This is a genomic window from Helicobacter pylori (genome assembly GCF_900120335.1).
GTDB lineage: Bacteria > Campylobacterota > Campylobacteria > Campylobacterales > Helicobacteraceae > Helicobacter > Helicobacter pylori_BU.
Genome location: NZ_LT635477.1, coordinates 96901 through 115498 on the forward strand (window position 1 = coordinate 96901; position 18598 = coordinate 115498).

Below are 18598 nucleotides of genomic sequence, written 5' to 3' on the forward strand. Positions count from 1 at the left end.
TCCTTTTACAGATTTTACAAACACAAAATTAGGTTGGGTGAAGAGAGACACCCAGCCTAAACCCTATAAGGGTTGTAAAGCACAAGACAATATAGAAAAACATTAAAACGGAGTAAAAATGAAAAACCATCTGCCTTTTGATACTTTTTTAAAAAGCCTTAAGACAAGCAACAGGACTTTAGATTTTTTCACCGATTGGCAAAAGTGTCTCAAAAATAAAAATGAAATAAGTATCGCTTTAAACCACTTGAATTTTTTACTTGGAAAAGATACAAAAGAACTTAAAAATTGCATTAAAACACTTTTTAAAGAATACCACAAAGCTTTTAATGTTTTAAATATTCTCATTGCTGTGAGAGATAAAGGTGATATAGTGCGTGATGCTAATGGCAATTTTTACCCCCTATATTCTTATTTTGAAGATGATGAAAAAGTCTATGAGTTTATTCGTCAAACGGGGTTGGAGCGAATTTTTTGTAACAGAAATATTAAAGATTTAAATGATTTTGTTTTTGGTATAGAAGTGGGGCTTGATAGCAATGCGAGAAAAAATCGCAGCGGAAAAGTTATGGAAAACCATCTTAGCGGTCTTTTTATTCAAGCTCAATTAAATTTTAAAGAACAAGTAGATATTAGAGAATTTGAGGATTTATGCCAAGCTTTTGGAAATGATATTAAAAAATTTGATTTTATTATTTTTGGTAAAAATAAAACTTATTTTATAGAAGCTAATTTTTATACCATTAGTGGGAGTAAGCTTAATGAAGTCGCAAGATCCTATCAAGACTTAGCTTTAAAATTTGAAGCATTCCCTAATTACGAATTTATTTGGATAACTGATGGCACAGGTTGGCTAGACGCTAAAAGCAAACTTCAAGAAGCTTACAAATCTGTGGAGATCTACAATTTGAGCAATGTGGGTGATTTTATATCAAAGGTGCAAAAATGATAATCGCGCATTCTAATGAAATCGCACACCCCATTTTTAAAAGCACAGACCAACTTTTCACCCTTTATCAAGGGGATTGCAATGAGGTTTTGCCCCAATTTGAAAATGCTTTTGATTTGATTTTTGCCGATCCGCCTTATTTCCTTTCTAATGACGGCTTAAGCATACAGAGCGGTAAGATTGTGAGCGTCAATAAAGGCGATTGGGATAAAGAAAATGGGATCAACGATATTGATAAATTTAATTACCAGTGGATCAACAACGCCAAAAAGGCTTTAAAAAACACAGGGAGTCTTTTAATCAGCGGGACTTACCACAACCTTTTTTCTTTGGGGCGTATTTTACAAAAACTGGATTTTAAGATTTTAAACCTCATCACTTGGCAAAAAACCAACCCTCCCCCCAATTTCAGCTGCCGTTATTTGACGCATTCGGCTGAGCAAATCATTTGGGCGAGGAAAAGCCGCAAGCACAAGCATGTTTTTAACTATGAGATCTTAAAAAAGATCAATAACGATAAACAAATGCGCGATGTGTGGAGCTTCCCAGCGATCGCTCCTTGGGAAAAAGCAAACGGCAAGCACCCCACTCAAAAACCCCTTGCGCTGTTAGTGCGATTGCTTTTAATGGCGAGCGATGACAATTCCCTCATTGGCGATCCTTTTAGCGGGAGCTCCACCACAGGCATTGCGGCTAATCTTTTGAAGAGGGAATTTATCGGTATAGAAAAAGAAAGCGAGTTTGTCAAAATATCCATGAATAGAAAATTAGAATTAGACATTCGCTACAAAGAGATACGATCTAAAATCAAAGATTTAAATCTTATAAGCCCTTTTTTTAAGCCGCTTTAAGCGTTATACTTTTGGGATTTCACCTCAAAATGGGATTCTATTTTCACCCATTCCTTACAAAGGATGTTTTCATGCCCAAAAAGCCAGTGTTTGGGGCCAATGATGATTTTTTCTGGATTGTTTATCAAATAAGCCGCCCACCAGCTATAAGTGCTATTAGCGATAATGCCATGCTTGCAAGATTGCATGAGTAGCATGTCCCAATACGCCTCTTCGTCTTTATCCCTAGTGGTCATGTCCATAAAAGGGTAGCCAAGATCAAGATTTTGCGTGAATTTTAAGTCTTCGCAAAACACAAAAAGTTCCATGTTTGGCACGCGCTTTGCCATATACTCAACAGCCTTTTTTTGATAGTCAATACCAAGCTGACAGCCAATCCCCACATAATCCCCTCTTCTTACATGCACAAACACGCTGTTTTTAGCGGCTAAAATCAAAGCAAGTTTGCGGTGGTATTCTTCCTCTTTTTTTTTATTATTTCCATTTTCGGGGGGGGGGGTAGGGTGAAGGTTTGCTTGATTAAAGGGGATATAGCATCAAAATATCGTGGATCTTGAAAATAGCCATAAAAATAAGTCAAGCGGCTTGGCTTTAGTAATTTAGGCTCGTATTCAAACACGATTTCTTGGCTCACCCTATCAAACCCCATGCGTTTGAGCGCGTCTCTTACTAGCTTGGGGAGGTGTTGCATTTTAGCTATAGCGATTTCTTTTTCGCTCGCATAGGGTAAATCAATAGGGAAAAGTTCTAATTGCATTTTCCTATTGCTCCAATCAAAAGAAGTAATATCCAATAGCACGGGCGTATTAAGGTGTTTTTGCAAACTTTTAGCGAAAGCGTATTGGAACATTTGATTCCCAAGCCCTCCGCAAATTTGCACCACCTTAAAAGCCATTCAATCCCTTTGTTTTCTCAAATAAAACGCCTATTTTAACCAACTTTAAAGCCCTTTTTCAATAAAAGCCTAAAAAGCGGAATAACGCTTTCAAATCATTTGAATTTTTTATTTGAAAAAGACGCGTATGAGGGTTCTAGCAAGCGTTCTTGGTATTCTAAAAGAATCCTGTCTTCGCTATTGAGCGAGTAGGCTTCATCGTATTTGCGCTTGATGATGCCCTTTAAAATGGTGTGTTGGACCTGGTATTTATCTTCTTTAAGCATTTCATCGACTAAAGCGTAAAGCTGAATGTCTTGAATGAGTAAATCTGAGATTTTAACGCTCTCTTTATCAAACAATTCTTCATTAGCGCAATATTCATTCACTAAAATAAGCACTCGGTCATACACATCCGATGCGATTTTAGCGTTTAGGGTTCTATAAATGTAGTCTTTGATTTTTTTGAGCTGCTCTTCTAAATCTTCACTGGCCTTGCTCGCTAAGGCTAGAATGCTTAAGATTTGAACTAGAGTCATCATTTTATGGCTTAAAGAGCGGGTGCGCCATTTAATGAGAAGGCGCATGAAATAAGACATTTTGACAGAAAGACTACAGGGGAGGGTGTTTTTCTTGGGTTTTGGCATGCTTAGTTTCTTTTAAAAAAGGATTTTGTGGTTTAATTATATAACTTTAAAATTAAATCTAGGAGTATAGAGATGAAAACATTCAAAAAAGGCGTGATCTTAGACGCTAAAAGCGTGGGGTTAAAAGCGCTAGAAGTTTTAAAAGAAGTGGCGGATTTTGATTTTTATGAGGTTACTTCGCCCAGTCAAATCGTTGAACGCTCCATTGAAGCTGAAATCATGGTATTGAATAAAGTCGTGATTACTGAAGAGGTTTTAAGCCAATTGCCTAAACTCAAACTCATTTGCATCACCGCTACAGGCACGGATAATGTGGATATAAAAAGCGCGAAAGCTTTAGGCATAGAAGTCAAAAATGTGAGCGCTTATTCTACGGAATCTGTAGCCCAGCACACTTTAGCGTGCGCGTTGTCTTTGTTGGGGAGGATCAATGATTACGATCGTTATTGCAAAAGCGGGGAATATAGCCAAAGCGATATTTTTACGCACATTAGCGGTATGAAAATGGGGCTTATTAAAGGGGGTCAATGGGGGGTTATTGGTTTAGGAACTATCGGTAAAAGAGTCGCCAAACTCGCTCAAGCTTTTGGGGCAAAGGTGGTGTATTATTCCCCTAAAGATAAAAAAGAAGAGTATGAGCGCTTGAGTTTAGAGGAATTGCTTAAAACAAGCGGCATTATCAGCATTCATGCTCCCCTAAATGAAAGCACGCACGATTTAATCGCTCTCAAAGAATTGCAAAGCCTAAAAGAAGGGGCGATTTTAATCAATGTGGGGCGTGGGGGCATTGTGAATGAAAAGGATTTGGCTTTAACTTTAGAAACCAAAGATTTGTATTACGCGAGCGATGTGTTTGTGAAAGAGCCTTTTGAAAAAGACCATGCGTTTTTGAACCCAAAGATCCAAAACAAATTGCTTTTAACCCCCCATATCGCATGGGCGTATAGCGACAGCTTGAAAACCTTAGTGGAAAGAACTAAAGAAAACATCCAGGATTTTTTAGCTTCTCAAAAATAAACGCAAAAAAAGGGGTTTAATCGTTTGGTTTTTCCTTTTTGTTTGCCATAAAATAAAATCTAAAAATGGGGTTTAATCGTTTTTAATGGTTATCAGACAATCCATTAAATTCAACCCATTAAGAAAAAAGCCTTTAAGGTGGATTGACCCCCAAAGGCTTTTATTAAAGGGGGTGATTACATCTTAGAAATATCAATTTTAAAGGTGTGGATTTCATCTTCTAAAAAGACTTTAACCACCACCACGCCCGGGGTTTTAAGGTTTTTGGTATCCACCACGACAAACCCTCCTTTAGCCTTATTTTCAACGTTAAGGGTGTTTTTCTTAAGGTAATTGATCGCTAGGATTTTTAAAGCTTGGCGGCTTTCTTGCATGACTTCTTGCTCTTCTACATCATCCATCATCATCATGCCAAAGCCCGGCCCATACATGCCCATTCCCCCATACATCATGCCGTTATAAGCTAAAAAACTCCCTTGCCCGTAATAAAACATGGGCGGGGTGATCATATTGATGTTATCAATAGGGGCGGTCGGCACGCTGATATTAAAGCTTTGTAAAATGCCTTCAAAATCAAAACTAGACTTCATCACCTGTCTCAGGCTTAAGACCGGTAAACTCGTTTGATTGATAGACACCGAAATGGCTTTACGGCTAAACACTACAGGTTTTCCCTCTAAAACTTGCGCCGCCACATACAGCACTAAGGGGGATTCATTCAAGCCTTTCAATTTGCTTTGAGCGATTTCTAACTGGACTTTAGATCTCGCTTGCGTGGAAGTCATCACTTGAATCCCATTATTATAGGAAGTAACATGTTCAGGCGTGATCTTATAGCTCGCGCAACCACTTATCAGTAAGGCTATCGCTACTAAAACGATTTTTCTCATCCAAACTCCTTTCATTCAGTTTAACTTTCGTTTAGAGTTTATTTATTATAGTGTGTTTTAACTTAAAATGTAACTTTTATCAAGGTTAAAAGCTCAAAAAAGCTTTAATGCGTGTTTTCTAACCACAAAAGGATAGAAGATTTGATCTCATTGAGTTTTAAAACTTCTTGGTGCTTGATGCTTTTTTCAAATAAATCATCAAGGCGTTGGCTATCCGGGGTATTATAGCTGTTTTTAAGCGTTTCTAGGGCGGCTTTATCGTTATCGTTTTTCTTTTGCTCATTCAGGGCTAAAAGGGTGGTTTTAGGGAATTTTTCATAAGAGGCGGTGGCAGAAACAAGGGTTTTTTCGTTGGTTTTCAAGCTGGCGTTTAAAGCGGTGGCGGTGTGGGGGTCAATCAGGTATTGGTGCTCTGCATAAACTTCTTGGATTGTTTTCAAACAATCTTCATCGGAGCAGCTCGCGCAAGAAAAATGCTCCTGTAAAAGGGCTAATTCTTTAGGCTTTAAGGCATAAAATTTCTCTTCTTCTAAAGCTTGCATCAATTCTAGCGTGCGTTCAAACCCATAAAGGCTAAAAAGCACTCTTTCCACATTGGAGCTTTTTAAAATATCCATAGCCGGCGAGAAAGTTTGCTTTAAAGAGCGCTTAGTTAAATCGTAACGCCCTGTCTCTATAAACTCCCTTAAAACATCATTGCTGTTGGTTACGACCTTGATTTTAGCGATATTCAAGCCCATTTTTTGAGCGTAAAACGCCCCTAAAGCGTTCCCAAAATTACCGCTGGGTATGGCTAGGGTGATTTTTTCTTTAGAATTGATCGCCCCTTTTTTATACAATTCTAAAAAGCCCCAAATATGATAGACGATTTGAAAAGCGATGCGCCCAAAATTCACGGAATTAGCCACGCTTAATTTTAATTGGCACGTTTTTAGCGCTTCGTTAAAATCATCGTCTTTTAAAAGGTTTTTGAGCGCGTTTTGCGCATCATCAAAATCCCCACTCACCCCAAAGACCTTTAAATTGCTGGCGCTTTGGGTTACCATTTGGAGCTTTTGGACTAAGCTTGTGCCGTCTTTGGGGTATAAACACACCACAAAAACATTAGGCATGCCCGCTAAACCTTCTAAAGTCGCAGGGCCGGTATCCCCGCTTGTGGATACTAACACCAAATACTTTTCGTTTTTCCCCACCGCTAGATTAGAAAACAAGCTCGCTAAAGGCTGTAACGCCATGTCTTTAAACGCCAAACTAGGCCCATGGTAGAGTTCTTGGACAAAAAGCCTTTCATTGAGCGCAAAAATAGGGGCTGGATTTTTAGGGTTATCAAAATTTTCATAGCGTTTTAAAGCGCTTGCTAGTAAATTTTTAGGGATTTCTAAATTTAAAAGCTCAAACACATGTTCTACTAATTCGCTATAGCTCATGCCCAAACAATCTTGCCATTCTAGCGTTTCAAAATGCTCTAAAGTGTAAAGCCCGCCTTTGGGGGCGTTGGGGTTTAATATCGCTTCAATAAAATCAATCTTTCTTTCTTTCAAAGAGCGCGTGGGGACAAAAGGCATTATTCTTCCTTACCATAATTTTTAGCCATAGCATACCCTAAAAGAGCGAATGCAACCTTAAAATAATTTTTTAATGAGAATGATTGATCGCCTTTTTTATTCAGTTTAATTTTGGATTTATGCTTATAATACTATAATGCGGTTTAAAATTTTGCCGCAAATGGGCAAAAAATCCATCATAAGTAAGGTTGTGTTTTGTCTAAAGGTTTGAGTATCGGTAATAAAATCATATTGTGCGTGGCGTTGATTGTGATTGTGTGCGTGAGCATTTTAGGGGTGTCCTTAAACAGCAGGGTGAAAGAGATTTTAAAAGAAAGCGCTCTGCATTCTATGCAAGATAGTTTGCATTTTAAGGTTAAGGAAGTGCAAGGGGTTTTGGAAAACACCTATACGAGCATGGGCATTGTCAAAGAAATGCTCCCTAAAGACACCAAAAGAGAAATCAAAATCCACTTGTTAAAAAACTTCATTTTAGCCAATTCGCATGTCGCTGGGGTGAGCATGTTTTTTAAAAACAGAGAAGATTTAAGATTAACGCTTTTAAGGGATAACGATACGATCAAATTGATGGAAAACCCGTCATTAGGGAATAACCCTTTAGTGCAAAAAGCGATGAAAAATAGAGAAATTTCTAAAAGCTTGCCTTATTACAGGAAAATGCCTAACGGGGCGGAAGTTTATGGGGTGAATATTCTTTTACCACTATTCAAGGAAAACACTCAAGAAGTGGTGGGGGTTCTGATGATTTTCCTTTCCATTGACAGCTTCAGTAATGAAATCACTAAAAACAGGAGCGATTTATTTTTAATTGGCGTTAAAGGTAAAGTGCTTTTGAGCGCGAATAAAAGCTTGCAAGACAAATCCATCACCGAAATTTATAAAAGCGTGCCTAAAGCCACTAATGAAGTGATGGCTATTTTAGAAAACGGCTCTAAAGCGACTTTAGAATACTTGGATCCCTTTAGCCATAAGGAGAATTTTTTAGCCGTTGAAACCTTTAAAATTCTAGGCAAAACAGAAAGTAAAGACAATCTTAATTGGATGATCGCTTTGATCATTGAAAAAGACAAGGTCTATGAGCAAGTGGGATCGGTGCGTTTTGTGGTAATTATAGCGAGCGCTATCATGGTGTTAGCGTTAATCATAGCGATCACTCTTTTAATGCGAGCGATCGTGAGCAATCGTTTGGAATTGGTTTCTAACACCTTGTCTCATTTCTTTAAATTATTGAACAATCAAGCCCATTCTAACGACATTAAATTGATTGAAGCGCGATCTAATGACGAGTTAGGCCGCATGCAAACAGCGATCAATAAAAATATCTTGCAAACCCAAAAAACCATGCAAGAAGACAAGCAAGCCGTCCAAGACACCATTAAAGTGGTTTCAGACGTGAAAGCAGGGAATTTTGCGGTGCGCATCACGGCTGAGCCCGCAAGCCCTGATTTGAAAGAATTGAGAGACGCGCTAAACGGGATCATGGATTATTTGCAAGAAAGCGTAGGGACTCACATGCCAAGCATTTTCAAAATCTTTGAAAGCTATTCTGGCTTGGATTTTAGAGGCCGGATCCAAAACGCTTCGGGTAGGGTGGAATTGGTTACTAACGCTTTAGGGCAAGAAATCCAAAAAATGCTAGAAACTTCGTCTAATTTTGCCAAAGATTTAGCGAACGATAGCGCGAATTTAAAAGAATGCGTGCAAAATTTAGAAAAGGCTTCAAACTCCCAACACAAAAGCCTAATGGAAACTTCCAAAACGATCGAAAATATCACCACTTCCATTCAAGGCGTGAGCTCTCAAAGTGAAGCGATGATTGAGCAAGGGCAAGACATTAAAAGCATTGTAGAAATCATTAGAGATATTGCTGATCAAACGAATCTATTAGCCCTAAACGCCGCTATTGAAGCCGCACGAGCCGGCGAGCATGGCAGAGGTTTTGCGGTGGTGGCTGATGAGGTGAGGAAACTCGCTGAAAGGACGCAAAAATCCCTCAGCGAGATTGAAGCCAATATTAATATTCTCGTTCAAAGCATTTCAGACACGAGCGAAAGCATTAAAAATCAGGTTAAAGAAGTAGAAGAGATCAACGCTTCTATTGAAGCCTTAAGATCGGTTACTGAGGGCAATCTAAAAATCGCTAGCGATTCGTTAGAAATCAGTCAAGAAATTGACAAAGTTTCTAACGATATTTTAGAAGATGTGAATAAAAAGCAGTTTTAATGCTCATTCATATTTGTTGCTCGGTGGATAACCTGTATTTTTTAAAAAAGGCTAAAGAGGCTTTTGTGGGTGAAAAAATTGTAGGGTTTTTTTATAACCCCAATATCCACCCTTATAGCGAATACTTGTTGCGTTTAGAAGACGTGAAACGCACTTGCGAGATGCTAGAAATTGAATTGCTTGAGGGCGAATATGAATTAGAAAAATTTTTAGACAAAGCTAAGGGTAAGGAATTGTTAGGGGAAAAAAGCGAACGCTGTTTTGAATGCTTTGACTTACGCTTAGAAGCGAGCGCGTTGAAAGCCTTTGAATTAGGGGAAGAAAGATTCACCACCACCTTACTCACAAGCCCTAAAAAAGACCCTAACCAGCTCATCGCTAAGGGACAGCACATCGCGCAAAGGCACAATTTGGAATTTGTTGTGTTTAGAAACGATAACTTTGAACATTTTAAGAGCGAGTTGGATTTGAACTTGCAAGCTTTGGCGAGAGAAAACGAGCTTTATAGGCAAAATTATTGCGGTTGCCAATTCGCTTTAAAAATCCAAAAAGAGTCCCAAAACAGAAGCCCCTTTGAGCTTTACTCGCCTTTAAAACGCCAGATTTTACCCGCAAGTATTGAAGAAAGGACGCAAGTTTTTAGAGAACTAGACGCAGCTAAAAAGGACGCTAATAAGCCTTTTTTAGCCCAAAAAACGATCGCAACTTACCGCTTATTAAATGGGGGCGTGTGGCTTTCTAAAAATTCAAACCCTTTGAATTGCTGCATTCTAGCACGCTCTAAAAGCAAGGCTAAGGTTAGGATCAACGATTTAAGGTGGGTTTTTTCTCAGCGTTTGAGCGCGCTAGTGGGCTATAGCCAAAGAGATGAAACCCTGTTTTTAACTTTAGAGGGCCTTAATACCCTTATGGCAAAAAACTACGATACTTTAAAAGAGTTAAACCTTAACCCCTTAAGTTATGAAGAAGAGTTGTCTTTAAGGGCGTTAGTGAGCGGGAGTGAGAGCGTTAACCCTATTATCGTGCTAGAAGAACGCACAGAAAAAACCCTTTTTGTAGAAATTAAAAGCATTTTTCAAGAAGAAAAGGTGTTTTATTTGCTCTAAGCTAAACTTTAATGGAGCGATAAATTCTTGTAATTAAAAATCATTAAAGTTGGTTTTAGTTATCCATGCTTGATGGGAACAAAACCTAAAACAATATATCGTTTTAAAATATAGCGTTGCGTGTAAGTAGGGGTTGTATTCAGTCAAAACATGCAAGCAATTTAAAGTTAATTTAAGATAATTAGGCACAATAGCCGTAAAAAGTTTAAGGCTGTATTTGAAAACTCTGTTTAGTATTTATCTCTTTTTATCGTTGAACCCACTCTTTTTAGAAGCTAAAGAGATCACTTGGTCTCAATTCTTGGAAAATTTTAAAAACAAGAATGAAGACGACAAACCTAAACCCCTAACTATTGATAAAAACAATGAAAAACAGCAAATCCTAGACAAAAACCAGCAAATCCTAAAAAGGGCTTTAGAAAAAAGCCTTAAATTCTTTTTCATTTTTGGATACAACTATTCGCAAGCCACTTTTTCAACTTCCAATCAAACCTTGACTCTTGTAGCTAATAGCATAGGGTTTAATACCGCTACGGGCTTGGAGCATTTTTTAAGAAACCACCCTAAAGTCGGTTTTAGAATCTTTAGCGTCTATAACTATTTCCATTCTGTTTCGCTCTCTCAGCCTCAAATCCTAATGGTGCAAAATTACGGAGGCGCGTTAGATTTTTCTTGGATTTTTGTGGATAAAAAAACCTATCGCTTTAGGAGTTATTTAGGAATCGCTTTAGAGCAAGGGGTGTTATTAGTGGATACGATTAAAACCGGTGCGATCACGACCATCATTCCCAGAACCAAGAAAACCTTTTTCCAAGCCCCTTTCCGTTTTGGTTTTATCGTGGATTTTATCGGCTATTTGTCCTTGCAATTAGGGATTGAAATGCCTTTAGTGAGGAATGTTTCCTACATTTACAACAACCATCAAGAAAGATTCAAGCCACGATTTAACGCTAATCTTTCTTTAATCGTCTCGTTTTAGTCCCCCCTTTTTCCCTTTTAAACAAGCCCATCACTTTCCTAGGGTATTTTAAAAGCATGGAAAAAACATTCGCTTGAATGCCGTTTTCTTGGCATGCTCTTATGTTTTCTTTATTCCTTAATAAAAGGCTTTTAAACCCACTTGCGCTAACCCCCCCGGTGCGCATCACCACTAACACTTCTTTCAAGTAAGAAAAGCTTATTTTTTGCACCACAAACAAGCGGATGATCATCTCAAAATCCGCTGAAATCTTATAATCGGTTTTGTATAAGCCGTAGCGTTCATGAATGGCTTTTTTGACAAAAAGCGTGGGGTGGGCTGGCACCACGCCATAAAGCAAGGTTTTAGGGTTAAACTCCCCGCTTTCATAATAACGGACCACTTTTTCTAAACGATCCGGTTTGACAAAAACCAGATCCGCATACACGCTATCGCAATGCTTTTTTTCAAACTCATGCACCACTTTTTCTATCACAAACTCATCAATATAAAAATCATCGCTATTCAATAAAGCGATAATATCCCCACTCGCGCGCCTTATGCCCTTATTCATGGCGTCATAAATGCCCTTATCCTTTTCACTCACCACGCAAGCGATTTTGTCTCTGTATTTTTGAATGATTCCTAAAGTGCTATCCGCGCTAGCCCCGTCTATAATGATGTATTCAATGTTTTTATAAGTTTGATGAAGCACGGAAAGAATGGTGTCTTCAATGGTTTTTTCGCTATTAAAACACGCCGTGATCACAGAAACTTTTAACAATCCAACCCTTTTTTAATAAACTCCCCTTGATTAAGTTTTAAACAAATTCACTTGTTTGTCTAAATTCATGGTCGTTCCACTCACATGCGTGGCGATATTTAAAATATCTGAAGAATCCGCTAAAGTTTTAGAAGCCACTTTTTCCACTCCTACAAAATCGCTTACCATAGCTTCAATTTGGCGTCCGGATTTGGCGTAATCGTCCATGCTTTGATTACTGTCTGACACGACTGAGCTTAAATTAGAACTCATTTTTTCGTAAGTTTCTTGCACGCTTTTACTCATGTCGCTCAAGCGTTCCATTTTTTGCGAATTGAGATTCATTTGCGAACTCACGGCGTTGATTTCTTGGACAATCACCATGATAGTGGAATTGATTTCGGCTAAGGACTTTTGAGTGCGCCCGGCTAAATTCCTGACTTCATCAGCCACCACCGCAAAGCCTCTGCCATGCTCGCCAGCCCTTGCGGCTTCAATAGCAGCGTTTAGGGCTAAAAGATTGGTTTGATCGGCAATATCATTAATAATATCCAGAATGGATTTGACATCATCAGCGTTACGGCTTAATTGCTCCACTTGGCTAGAGAGTTCCTCTTCAGTGTGCGCGCTCTCTATGATTTGAGAAAATAAATCCCCAATCGCATCCTTGCTCTCTTTGACAAGCCCTTGCGTTTCAATCAAACGCTTCCTTAACCCTTGAGACTGCTCTATGGAAGCATTCATCATGCTCGCTACATCCATGGCTTTATTTTTTACGGAATTTAGGGTGGTTGAGGAATCTTTCATGCTCTTTTGGGTTTCTTGCGCGATTTGGACTAATTTATCCATTGAAGTTTTATTGGAAGTGGAAATCCCTTTAATCTCTTCCATAATCAAGCGGGCGTTTTCCACAAACAAATTGACCCCACGGCCCACTTCCGAGATTTCATCGTTGCGATCACCCACATCAATTTTGGTCCTCAAATCCTTATCCCCGTGGCTAAAAGCGTTGATTTTAAGGACCAGTTCATCAATGCGTTTCACGATCCTCAATTTAGCGTATATGAGCGTCAAAACCACTAACGCTATCATCGCTGTCAGTATCCAAAGGAATAATTTTGCGGTGTTTTCATTAAAAACCTTACCCACGCCTTCTGTGATCGCTTGATTTTCGGTGTTAATGTCAGTGTAGTAAGAAGTCGCTGCGATCACCATTTGAGACACCTCATCATAATGCGAGTAGGCGAATTTTTTCTCCGGCACGCCCCCATCGTATTTGGGCATTTTATAATAAGTGTAGCCTCCCCCTTTTTTAGCCGCTTCCAAATACCCCCTAACATAATACACCCCATCAACGCTTTGTAAGCCAAGCCCTGATTGGCCCACGGTTTTAGGATTGACTGGATCAAATAATACCACCCCGTTTTTATCCACCACCACCATATAAATCATGCCCTTATCGTCGTTGATGCGCTTGAAATAATCCAACACCATTTTTCTTGCAGTAGCATTGTCAAAACTTTTGTAATACCCATGAATGCCCTGTTCAAGAAGCTTAGTTATGTAAGCGAGCGTTTTTTCACGCTTTTTGTATTGCCCGGTTTCTAAATGCTCCATGAGTTGCGCTAACACATCTTTTTGCATAACCTTTACAAAACCAATAAAAAGCCCCCCTAAACCTAAAAGAGCGGCTAGCACGACAAACATAATACGAGTCCCTAGCGAAGCAAATACTGAAGCAAACATCATTTATCTCCTATCAATCATTTTTAAGTAAAACCCTAATTTGAGAGTTCAGCTTCTAAATGCACCCCCCCCCCCCCCGAAAAATGAGTGGCGCTAAATAAAATTAAAATCCGGTGGTTTGAAAACCGCTAACAAAGTGAAAAACCAACAATCTAGAATTATAGAACACCCTTTTTTAAGTTAGGCTTAAAAATAAAATAATAAAAATAAAAAATCTTATTCAACTCCACTTTCCTTAATGGATTTGACGTTCAAAGTCCTCCCGTCTTTTGAAGTGGGGATTTTGATGCTCCCCTCTTTTAATTTTTCTGCCAATTTTTCCAACAACGGGTTTTTGAAATCGTAGTTGATGATTTCCCAGTTATGCTCCAATTCAGGGGTTACTTTTGCGTTTTTTTCTTCAGTGGTTTGAAAACCGCTAACAAAGTGAAAAACCAACAATTTAGGATTATAGAACACCCTTTTTTAAGCTAGGCTTAAAAATAAAATAATAAAAATAAAAAATCTTATTCAACTTCACTTTCCTTAATGGATTTGACGTTCAAAGTCCTCCCGTCTTTTGAAGTGGGGATTTTGATGCTCCCCTCTTTTAATTTTTCTGCCAATTTTTCCAACAACGGGTTTTTGAAATCGTAGTTGATGATTTCCCAGTTATGTTCCAGTTCAGGCGTTACTTTTGAGCCTTTTTTTTCAGTGATGTATTTAATAATCAAATCCCGTATTTGCCCGTTATCTTGCAATGCATCGTAAGAATCATAATACCTATCAGCGTCCGTAACCAATTTTAAAGTCGTGGATAATGTCCCGAATCGGTAATTGTTGATCGCTAATTTATAGACCGCTTTAGGGTCAATGGGTTTTCCGTTAATTGTCGGATTAATGATTCTTTGCCCGGCGGGTTTGGTAACATCAACTTGGTATTTCACGCCAGAAAACATATCAAAATTATAGCCACGAACATTTTCATTAAAACTGATCGTCAAATCGCCCGGTTGCAATTGGTTGTAAAATTTATATGACCATTCCATGTATTTCAACAGATTTTCACCCGTGATACGCACCCCAATGAGCGTATTAGCGAATTTATAAATGTAGGCGACATCTTTCCTTTTGAAAGGCCCTTTTTTCAAATTCGCCCCAAAATTGAATAAGGCTGCCGCTGAAACATCGGCTTTTGCGTAATATTTTTGGACCTTGTTGATCAATTCTATCACCGGTGTTTCTTGCAAGGCGGCGGTTGGCATCGTGGTGATTTTTTCTTCTCCTGTGATAAAATCAGGCCTGTCAATAAAGGTTTTTGTCACTTCGCCGACCACTTCGTTAGCGTATTCTTTTGATTTTTTATCCACATATTCGTATTTTTTCGCCAATTCTTCATCTTCTGGCGCATCTTTTGTGGGTAAATTTTCAGTCGTTATGGTTTTTTTCTTCGTTTGGGTGTCAAACACCACCACGCCTTTTGCCAGATAAGCCCCATACGCTCCAGGCTCAATGGTATGCACCTTTCCCACTTTGGTGTTATAAACCGCATGCTCATGCCCAGCAAAAATGATGTCAAATTGCGGGAATTTTTTCGCCAAATCCGGTATCCCGTCGCCACCTTTCTCATCTTCTCGCCCCAAGTGAAAAGCGCCAATCAAAATGTCATACTTCCCTTTTAACTCTTTCAAGGTCTTTTTTAGCGCTTCTTCAGCGTCCAAAAACTCCAAGCCCGCAAAATGTTCAGGCGTAGAGGCCTCCCAAGTTGGGACATGCGGCACCAAAAACCCCACAACCGCCACCCTCACGCCATCAATTTTTTTAATCACATAAGGTTTTACAAACGGCTTATTGTCCGCAATTTTAATGATATTCGCATTCACGACATCGCCATTAAACCCCTTAATATTCTTTTCTAAAAAATCTTTACTGAAGTTAAACTCATGATTGCCAAGCACACGAACATCAAATTTCAAATCGTTTTCGGCTCTAACTAGCGGGTGAACAGGCTCATTATTAAACAACTCCGCGCTATTGCCTTGCAACAAATCCCCGCTGTCAATCAAAACCACGTTTTTATTTTCAGCCCTCTGCTTTTTGATTAAAGTCGCAATCCTTGTCAAGCCGTTATTGGGTTTTTGCTCCCCCACCGCATAATCATACGAAAAAAGCCGCCCATGAATGTCTGAAGTTTCTAAAAACACGATTTTGACTTCTTTTGCAGATATTGAAAGCACCAGCGTTAAAAAGATGAATAAAATCAATTTTCTCATTGAAATTTTCCTAGTGAAAGATATTCATAGCATTATTTTTACATAATATTAACACTGATACGATGATTTTGATTAAAATGCAACGCCTAAATGGGTAAAATAGATAAGGGGGTAGGGGAGTAAAATCATTCCCCCCCATTCATCAAACCCCCACTTCAGACCACTCAGCGCGTTTGTCCAAAAAAGCGCGCGCTAAATTCTGCGCACCCTCTAAAGTGTGGTTAGCCGCCCAACCGCATTGCTTTTCATTGCTGGCAGGCACTTCTTTAGCCTTTAACACGTCTTGCATCGTCTTTTCTAAAACCTCTAAAATCTCTGTGTAATTGTCATGGTTTAGCACCGTGAGATAAAACCCCGTTTGGCAACCCATAGGCGACCAATCCACGATATAATTGGCATGGTTACGGATGATTTCAGCGACTAAATGCTCTAAAGAGTGCAGGCTAGGCATGTCCATGTGATCTTGGTTGGGCTGCTTGAAGCGCACATCGTATTTGACAATCACATCCCCATTAGCGCCCTTTTTGCGATCAGCGACACGCACATAAGGGGCTTTGACTTTAGTGTGATCCAAATTGAAACTCTCTACATTCATTTTCATGTTTTTAACTCCTTCATTCATAAATTGTAATGAAACTTTAGCTTATTTTAGCGAACGCTTGCTCTAAATCTTCTAACAAATCCTGTTCATGCTCAATCCCCACAGACAAGCGCACCAAACCATCTTTGATTCCGGCAGCTTCTCGTTGCGCTTTAGGGATACACGCATGGGTCATTAACGCTGGAATCCCCACCAAACTTTCCACTCCGCCCAAACTCTCGCCCAAAATGAATAATTTAAGGCTTTCTACAAAAAGAGCCGCCTCGCTGTCATTTTTGAGAGTGAAAGAGAGCATCCCGCTAAAGCCACGCATTTGGGCTTTGGCTAGCTCGTGATTAGGGTGGGTGGGTAGGCCTGGGTAATAAACCCTTTCCACTTTAGGGTGTTTTTCTAAAAATTCAGCCACGCAAAGGGCGTTTTTTTGATGAGCTTCCATGCGCAATCCCAATGTTTTAATCCCTCTTTGCAACAGCCAACTGTCTTGAGGGCCTAAAACCCCACCGATAGCGTTTTGAAAAAAAGCGATCTCTTGGGCTAGCGCTTCATTATTGGTGGTTACAAGCCCGGCAACCACATCGCTATGCCCGCCTAAGTATTTTGTGCCGCTATGCGCCACAATGTCCGCCCCCAAAAGAAGCGGGTTTTGGCAATAGGGGGTGGCAAAGGTGTTATCCACGATAGTGAGCAAACCATGAGCTTTAGCGACACTAGCGCATTGCGCTAAATCCGTGATTTTAAGCAAGGGGTTACTAGGGGTCTCTAAATAAAGGGCTTTGGTGTTGGGCTTGATAGCCTTTTTAATTTGGGATATGTCGCTAGTGTCTATAATGGTGCAAGAAAGCCCGTTTTTGACAAGCACTTTATTAAACAAGCGGAAAGTCCCCCCATAAACATCATCGCCCAATAACACATGATCGCCTGATTGCAAGAGGGAAAAAACGGCGTGGATCCCGGCTAAACCAGAAGCGAAAGCGAACCCCTTAACCCCCCCTTCTAAATCGGCGATGAGCTCTTCTAAAGCAAAGCGCGTGGGGTTGCCTGAGCGAGAGTATTCATAGCCCTTGTGGCGGCCTATGGCGTCTTGGCGGTAGGTGGAAGTTTGATAAATAGGCACGCTCACCGCCCCCGTTGTCGTGTCCTCACTAATGCCCCCATGGATTAATTTGGTTTGCATGCGCATGGTTTTTCCTTTTGATGAATTCATGAATAAATACCTTTAGAAAGATAACGATCGGCAACATCCGGGAAAATGGTTAAAACCTGGCTGCCTTCGGGGAGGCGTTGCACCTCTTTTAAGGCTGCCGCAAAAGCTGCACCGCTAGAGCTCCCCACTAATAAGCCGTTTTTCTTAGCCAATTTCCTAGTATAACTAAAACCCTCTTCATCTGAGATCGTTTCAAAACGATCAATATCCAAGTTTGCGAAAAAAGGGGGGATGAACTCCACGCCAATGCCCTCAATCTCATGAGGTCCAGGCTCTCCCCCATTCAAAATAGAACCCTCCGGCTCCACCCCAATCAAGCGAATGTTAGGGATGCGTTCTTTCAAATACTTAGCCGTGCCTGCAAAAGTGCCACCACTCCCTATCCCAGCTACAAAGCTCGTAAGGTTTGTGCCTAATTTTTGGACAATTTCAGGGGCTAGGGTGTGGTAGTAGGCTGCGGGATTATCAGGGTTTTCAAATTGCAAGGGCAAATAGCTATCAGGGATACTTTCGGCTAGCTCTTTACTTTTTTTAATAGCACCAGAAATCCCCTCACTAGTAGGCGTGTTGATCACTAAAGCCCCCAAAGCTCTCATGATTTGTTGTTTTTCTGTGCTGAATTTTTCCGGGACAACAAAGATGGTTTTAAGATGGTGCTTGATCGCCACTAAAGCTAGAGCGATGCCGGTATTGCCTGCGGTAGGCTCAATGATGGTCGTTGTGGAAGTGATTTTGCGCGTTCTAAACGCTTCTTTTATGAGGTATTGGCCTAAGCGGTCTTTAACGCTCCCTCCTGGGTTTAGATGCTCTAGTTTGGCGTAAATGGCGGACTTTAAGGGAATGGGGTAATCCTTTCTGGTGAATTTAAAAATGGGAGTGCGGCCTATGGCGTCTTGCATTGCGGTAAGGATCATGATTCCTCCTATAATAAAAATAACGATAACTCAATTTT

At 39.9% G+C, this 18598-nt stretch carries 17 protein-coding genes and 1 pseudogene; 6 read left to right on the forward strand and 12 right to left on the reverse strand.

All coding sequences use genetic code 11. From position 1 onward, the window contains the following. Window positions 1–118 precede the first annotated feature (118 nt). Together CS889_RS00510 and CS889_RS00515 are read left to right on the forward strand one after the other, a co-directional pair. Complete coding sequence (locus CS889_RS00510) at window positions 119–949, forward strand: type II restriction endonuclease (protein ID WP_089086503.1); 831 nt, start codon at window positions 119–121, stop codon at window positions 947–949. Then, on the forward strand, window positions 946–1800 hold the full coding sequence (locus CS889_RS00515; protein ID WP_089086504.1) for a DNA-methyltransferase: 855 nt from the start codon (window positions 946–948) through the stop codon (window positions 1798–1800). The genes CS889_RS00510 and CS889_RS00515 overlap by 4 nt, the downstream gene beginning before the upstream one ends. On the opposite strand, the gene futC1 is transcribed toward CS889_RS00515, so the two are convergent. The 3 genes from futC1 to CS889_RS00530 form a co-directional block, all read right to left on the reverse strand. After that, the gene (gene futC1, locus CS889_RS00520; RefSeq protein WP_099169073.1) at window positions 1797–2237 is read right to left on the reverse strand and encodes an alpha-(1,2)-fucosyltransferase FutC1; all 441 of its coding nucleotides are present in this window, start codon (window positions 2235–2237) and stop codon (window positions 1797–1799) included. The genes CS889_RS00515 and futC1 overlap by 4 nt on opposite strands. Then, complete coding sequence (locus tag CS889_RS00525) at window positions 2234–2695, reverse strand: O-fucosyltransferase family protein (protein WP_099169075.1); 462 nt, start codon at window positions 2693–2695, stop codon at window positions 2234–2236. The genes futC1 and CS889_RS00525 overlap by 4 nt, the downstream gene beginning before the upstream one ends. 95 nt (window positions 2696–2790) lie before the next feature. Further along, a complete protein-coding gene (locus CS889_RS00530; protein ID WP_001125836.1) occupies window positions 2791–3321 on the reverse strand; it encodes a hypothetical protein in 531 nt (176 codons plus the stop codon). A 72-nt stretch (window positions 3322–3393) separates the two neighbouring features. On the opposite strand from CS889_RS00530, the gene CS889_RS00535 reads away from it, so the two are divergent. Then, complete coding sequence (locus CS889_RS00535) at window positions 3394–4338, forward strand: D-2-hydroxyacid dehydrogenase (protein WP_089086506.1); 945 nt, start codon at window positions 3394–3396, stop codon at window positions 4336–4338. Window positions 4339–4514: 176 nt separating this feature from the next. Here the strand turns inward: CS889_RS00535 and CS889_RS00540 are convergent, their stop codons facing one another. After that, the gene (locus CS889_RS00540) at window positions 4515–5228 is read right to left on the reverse strand and encodes a hypothetical protein (protein ID WP_001227138.1); all 714 of its coding nucleotides are present in this window, start codon (window positions 5226–5228) and stop codon (window positions 4515–4517) included. 104 nt (window positions 5229–5332) lie between these two features. Then, window positions 5333–6793, reverse strand: coding sequence for a threonine synthase (gene thrC, locus CS889_RS00545; RefSeq protein ID WP_089086507.1), 1461 nt, complete (start codon window positions 6791–6793; stop codon window positions 5333–5335). A 195-nt stretch (window positions 6794–6988) separates the two neighbouring features. Here thrC and tlpA point away from each other — a divergent pair, with 195 nt between their 5' ends. The 3 genes from tlpA (at window position 6989) to CS889_RS00560 (ending at window position 11101) form a co-directional block, all read left to right on the forward strand. Beyond that, the gene (tlpA, locus tag CS889_RS00550) at window positions 6989–9016 is read left to right on the forward strand and encodes a methyl-accepting chemotaxis protein TlpA (RefSeq protein WP_089086508.1); all 2028 of its coding nucleotides are present in this window, start codon (window positions 6989–6991) and stop codon (window positions 9014–9016) included. Further along, on the forward strand, window positions 9016–10122 hold the full coding sequence (locus CS889_RS00555; protein ID WP_089086509.1) for an epoxyqueuosine reductase QueH: 1107 nt from the start codon (window positions 9016–9018) through the stop codon (window positions 10120–10122). Before tlpA ends, CS889_RS00555 begins: the two co-directional genes overlap by 1 nt. Window positions 10123–10339: 217 nt before the next feature. After that, on the forward strand, window positions 10340–11101 hold the full coding sequence (locus tag CS889_RS00560; protein WP_000853646.1) for an outer membrane beta-barrel protein: 762 nt from the start codon (window positions 10340–10342) through the stop codon (window positions 11099–11101). Here CS889_RS00560 and CS889_RS00565 read toward each other — a convergent pair. The 7 genes and pseudogenes from CS889_RS00565 to CS889_RS00595 all read right to left on the reverse strand — a co-directional run bounded on the left by CS889_RS00565 (window position 11073) and on the right by CS889_RS00595 (window position 18560). Then, window positions 11073–11864 carry a glycosyltransferase family 2 protein gene (locus CS889_RS00565; RefSeq protein ID WP_089086510.1) on the reverse strand — a complete coding sequence of 264 codons (792 nt, stop codon included), beginning with the start codon at window positions 11862–11864 and terminating at the stop codon, window positions 11073–11075. The two genes, CS889_RS00560 and CS889_RS00565, sit on opposite strands and share 29 nt — an antisense overlap. A gap of 30 nt (window positions 11865–11894) precedes the next feature. Then, window positions 11895–13592: a methyl-accepting chemotaxis protein TlpB gene (gene tlpB, locus CS889_RS00570; protein WP_089086511.1), complete on the reverse strand. Its 1698-nt coding sequence runs from the start codon at window positions 13590–13592 to the stop codon at window positions 11895–11897. A 213-nt stretch (window positions 13593–13805) separates the two neighbouring features. Next, a pseudogene (locus tag CS889_RS00575) lies at window positions 13806–13994 on the reverse strand (bifunctional metallophosphatase/5'-nucleotidase); the annotation flags it as partial. Between the two features lie 101 nt (window positions 13995–14095). Next, on the reverse strand, window positions 14096–15808 hold the full coding sequence (locus tag CS889_RS00580) for a bifunctional metallophosphatase/5'-nucleotidase (RefSeq protein WP_331712922.1): 1713 nt from the start codon (window positions 15806–15808) through the stop codon (window positions 14096–14098). A gap of 175 nt (window positions 15809–15983) precedes the next feature. Then, window positions 15984–16442, reverse strand: a complete 459-nt coding sequence (locus CS889_RS00585; RefSeq protein WP_172825082.1) for an S-ribosylhomocysteine lyase — start codon at window positions 16440–16442, stop codon at window positions 15984–15986. A gap of 37 nt (window positions 16443–16479) precedes the next feature. Further along, the gene (locus CS889_RS00590; RefSeq protein ID WP_089086514.1) at window positions 16480–17622 is read right to left on the reverse strand and encodes a cystathionine gamma-synthase; all 1143 of its coding nucleotides are present in this window, start codon (window positions 17620–17622) and stop codon (window positions 16480–16482) included. Window positions 17623–17642: 20 nt separating this feature from the next. Next, entirely contained in the window at window positions 17643–18560 is a 918-nt protein-coding gene (locus CS889_RS00595; RefSeq protein WP_172825083.1) for an O-acetylserine-dependent cystathionine beta-synthase, read from the reverse strand. Window positions 18561–18598: the final 38 nt, after the last annotated feature.